This window comes from Paenarthrobacter sp. NPDC058040, from assembly GCF_042885775.1.
Lineage (GTDB): Bacteria > Actinomycetota > Actinomycetes > Actinomycetales > Micrococcaceae > Arthrobacter.
In genome coordinates this window covers 1-3,389 of the sequence record NZ_JBHVRN010000034.1, presented here as the reverse complement: position 1 = coordinate 3,389, position 3,389 = coordinate 1, and the positions used below count along the sequence as shown (strand labels likewise).

The 3,389-nt window shown below is 62.0% G+C and carries 3 protein-coding genes; 1 reads left to right on the top strand and 2 read right to left on the bottom strand.

Annotation, left to right across the window (positions count from 1 at the left end; translation table 11 throughout):
* Positions 1–591, top strand: a 591-nt coding sequence (locus tag ACFVSJ_RS24285) for a glucose-6-phosphate dehydrogenase assembly protein OpcA (RefSeq protein WP_387439682.1), incomplete at its 5' end; no start/stop codon positions are given.
* 93 nt (positions 592–684) lie between these two features.
* On the opposite strand, the gene ACFVSJ_RS24280 is transcribed toward ACFVSJ_RS24285, so the two are convergent.
* Positions 685–1,434 carry an IclR family transcriptional regulator gene (locus ACFVSJ_RS24280; RefSeq protein ID WP_387439681.1) on the bottom strand — a complete coding sequence of 250 codons (750 nt, stop codon included), beginning with the start codon at positions 1,432–1,434 and terminating at the stop codon, positions 685–687.
* Complete coding sequence (locus ACFVSJ_RS24275; RefSeq protein ID WP_387439680.1) at positions 1,431–2,780, bottom strand: APC family permease; 1,350 nt, start codon at positions 2,778–2,780, stop codon at positions 1,431–1,433. Before ACFVSJ_RS24275 ends, ACFVSJ_RS24280 begins: the two co-directional genes overlap by 4 nt.
* Positions 2,781–3,389: the final 609 nt, after the last annotated feature.

Genomic DNA, 3,389 nt, shown 5'->3' with positions numbered 1-3,389 from the left:
GCCCACCGCCGCATCACCGACTCCGCCAACGAACCCGACCCCGCCCAAGCCCTCGACACCATCCGCCAAACATACAAAGCCGGCGACACCGACCTAGCCTGGACCCGCCTCACCAACTGGCGCATCCAACTCGCCGCCGCGATGGAACAGGCCGACGGCGCTTCAGTCACCGGCATAACGGTGGAGGGCGCGTCCGATTCGCCAAGCACCATGTTGTTGGCGACGTGGCTGGGACGCTCGCTCCTTGCCCCGGTGACCATCGTGGCCGATCCGCCCGGCACGGGAATCCGTGGGGTCAGGCTGACCACCACCGCCGGTGTTATCCGGCTCTCCCGGCCCGGCCACACCGTTGCGGAGTTGACCCAGCCCGGCCAACCGGCACAGCGGATCACCCTCGCGCGGCGCAGCCTCAAGGACTGCCTCGCCGAAGAACTGCGCCGCCTGGACCCGGACGACGTCTTCGGCGATACGGTCCGCGCCTTCGACCTGACCGGAATGAACCGGGAGTGCGTCCATCAGCGCAACGTTGATGTTGACGCCTTGGTCTCCGCGCTAAGCAGCGTCGACGACGCCCTCGCCAGCGCGCTCTGATCCACGGCACAAACCTCGAACACAAAGTTTCCCAAAGCAAAGGCGCCATCACCCCACGAGGTGATGGCGCCGTCGTACTTTAACGGTGCCCGCTCAGAACAGGAGGGGAGCCAACCGCAGGGCGAGGTCGCGCGCCTCGTCCTCGTGTTGGCAGGTTGCGCTGAAGCGTTCGGCCGGGCTGGTGAGGCAAAGGGCAGCACCCGCGGGCTCGTCGTTGAGCCGCACGGGGAAGGCCAGGCTGGCTGATCCCTCTTCGAGTTCGTTGATTTCGGTGGCCTCGTCGTTGGCCCTTATTTCTTCAAGTTGTTTTTCCAGGAGAGCTTTGTCCGTGATGGTCTGTGGGGTCAGTCCCATCAGCGGACCCTTGGGAAATGGTGCGGCGGAATCGCCCATTTCGGCAAGCATGAGTTTCCCCGCTGCGGACATGTGTGGATAACGCAGCATTTCAAAAACCGAATGCAACGGATAATCCGGATCTTCGTCGGCAATTCTCAGCGAGGAATTCCTGAACATTATGAGATGAACGGCAAAGCGATTCTTGCTGCGGAATTCCTGGATGGCATCGCGTGCTGCCGTGGGGACCGTGGGCGGGGTTGCTGCCGTGATCAGGCCGGAGATCGCGTGCCCCAGCGCGAAACCCCGGAGGTCCGAGGTCCGTGCAAGGTATTCGTCCGCGACCAGCGAGTTCAGCACCCGGTACGCCGTTGCCTGGGGCATCTGCAGCGCGTCGGTGATCTCCTTGGCCGTGGTGCCCGTACCAAAGCGCGCCACGGTTTCCAGGACTTTGAGCGAGTTCAGCGTTGAGCTCGGCTTGGTGTGTGAGGGTCTGTAATTCATGCTCATCGGGTTGGCCTGCCATTGAAGAGGTCCAGGTCCCGGGTCTCGTCGTAGATTCCGACGGACGCCAGGCGGTCAGGTAATCGGAAATGCAGGAACGTGGCGTAGAGGACGCTGGCCAGGACGACGCCGGCGTAGACGATCGCCTGCAGGTTTCCGGTGCCGATGGAAATCGCCGTAGCCGTCCAGATCACCGCCCCCAGGGCCAACGACGTCAGCGCGCCGAGCACCCAGCTGGAGAGGGTGCTTTCGCCGATCCTGCGCAGGAAAAACGGAAGCGACGCGCTGGCAAGGGTGTACGAACCCAGATAGCCGTACGCGCCAAGGGTGAAGAGGATAGCCAGGCCCCTTTCGGGACTGGCGCCCCAAGCGATCATCGCTACAGGCACGACGGCGACAATCGGCATGGTGACCACGATCGCCGTAGAGGGGGTTCGGAAAGCGGCGTGGGTCCGGCCGAAGATCCGAGGGGCGACGCCTTCCCTGCCCATGCAAAAAAGGATGCGGGCGAAGGCGTTCATCGAGGCGATGGCGCAGGCAAAGAACGAGGCTGCGATGCCAAGGTCGAGGACTGCCGCAAACACCGGGGATGTTTGGGAGAAGAGGTCGGACAAGGGAGTGGGGCTTCCGGCGATGCTCAGTGGAGCGTCCTTGAGCGCAACATCCTGCGCCGACACGGAAATCAGGCAAAGGACGCCCATCAGCATCGGGGTCCAGGTGATGGCCCGGGGGACGCTGACGAAAGGTTTGTGGGCCTCGCCGCCCAGCGTGGTGGGGCTTTCGAAGCCGACAAAGGCGCTGACCGCAACCACGATGCCGAGCGGAAGTGCGTCAAAGTTTCCGCTCCACGCAAACGCGCTGCCGAAGTCGAGGCCGGACTCATTCAGGGCAAAATACACGATCATCAGCACGGCCAGGACCCCGATGGAGATGACCTCCATCAGCACCGTGAACCAAGCCGATATCCGGATTCCCCGGACCATGAGGTAGCACGCGGCCCCGGCGGCCAGCAGGATGGCCAGGATCGGAAACAGGGTGGAATCCGCGGCTGCCACGCCCAGGTTGCTGAAGAGCTTGGCTGTGTAGATGCCAACCACCAGCAACCCGGCCATTGCCACGAGTCCGTAACCGAACAGCGCCGACCAGCCGGCAGTGATGGCCGTGCGCTGTCCCAATCCCTTGGCCGTGTAGCTGTACAGGCCGCTGACAGCTGCCATCCGTTTGGCCATGGGCCGGAGGCAGAACGAGACCAAAACCATGACGGCCATGGCCGCTCCGAAGGTCACCACAAGGTTCGGTCCGCCCGTTCCGAAGACGAGCCCTGGAAAAACCAGGGCAGGGATCACTGACATGGCGCCTGCGGGCGCTACGCCGGCTACCGCCTGCGCGAAAACGGGCAGAAAGGAAAGTTTTCGACGGCGGAGGCCCTCCACTGGTGATTGTCGCGTGATGAAGCGATCACTGCGGGCAGACATTGAGTACCAACTTTCCCTCGGACAGGCATGTCTACGGTGCTGATAAGGGGCGGACGCCATCGGGCCGAGAAGCAAAACATTAGCATTCCATGGCCCTTCTTCTACAGATGTTAAGGCGATTCCGTATGTTTCCAACATGTTAACTGGGGTGGGAAAAAGTGCCCACGAATTTCTCACCTAAATATTCAAAAAAGGCCTCGCATAAACCTTTTGAGTGGCGTAGCTTTTTCACACAGACGGAATGCGAGTGACTGGCATCACATCCCGTGAGGCTCTCCGAGGAGTCCGCCGGCCCGCTGTACATCGAACTTCAGCACACCTGTCCCGAGGGGCCGGGTGTGCCACCTAAGGTCCGTTCCGTTTACAACAGGGATCCACGTCCCTTCCCAGGAAACAAAGGAGTTAGTCGTGACTTTGAATGCTGAAACTGAGGCTTTGGTGGGTGTTTCGCACCCGTTGGATCCGTTGTCGCGTGTGGAGATTGCG

What these genes read in the sequence shown, in the direction of transcription:
- ACFVSJ_RS24280 (WP_387439681.1), bottom strand. Translation starts at nt 1,434, where the DNA reads ATGAGCATGAATTACAGACCCTCACACACCAAGCCGAGCTCAACGCTG.
- ACFVSJ_RS24275 (WP_387439680.1), bottom strand. Translation starts at nt 2,780, where the DNA reads ATGTCAGTGATCCCTGCCCTGGTTTTTCCAGGGCTCGTCTTCGGAACG.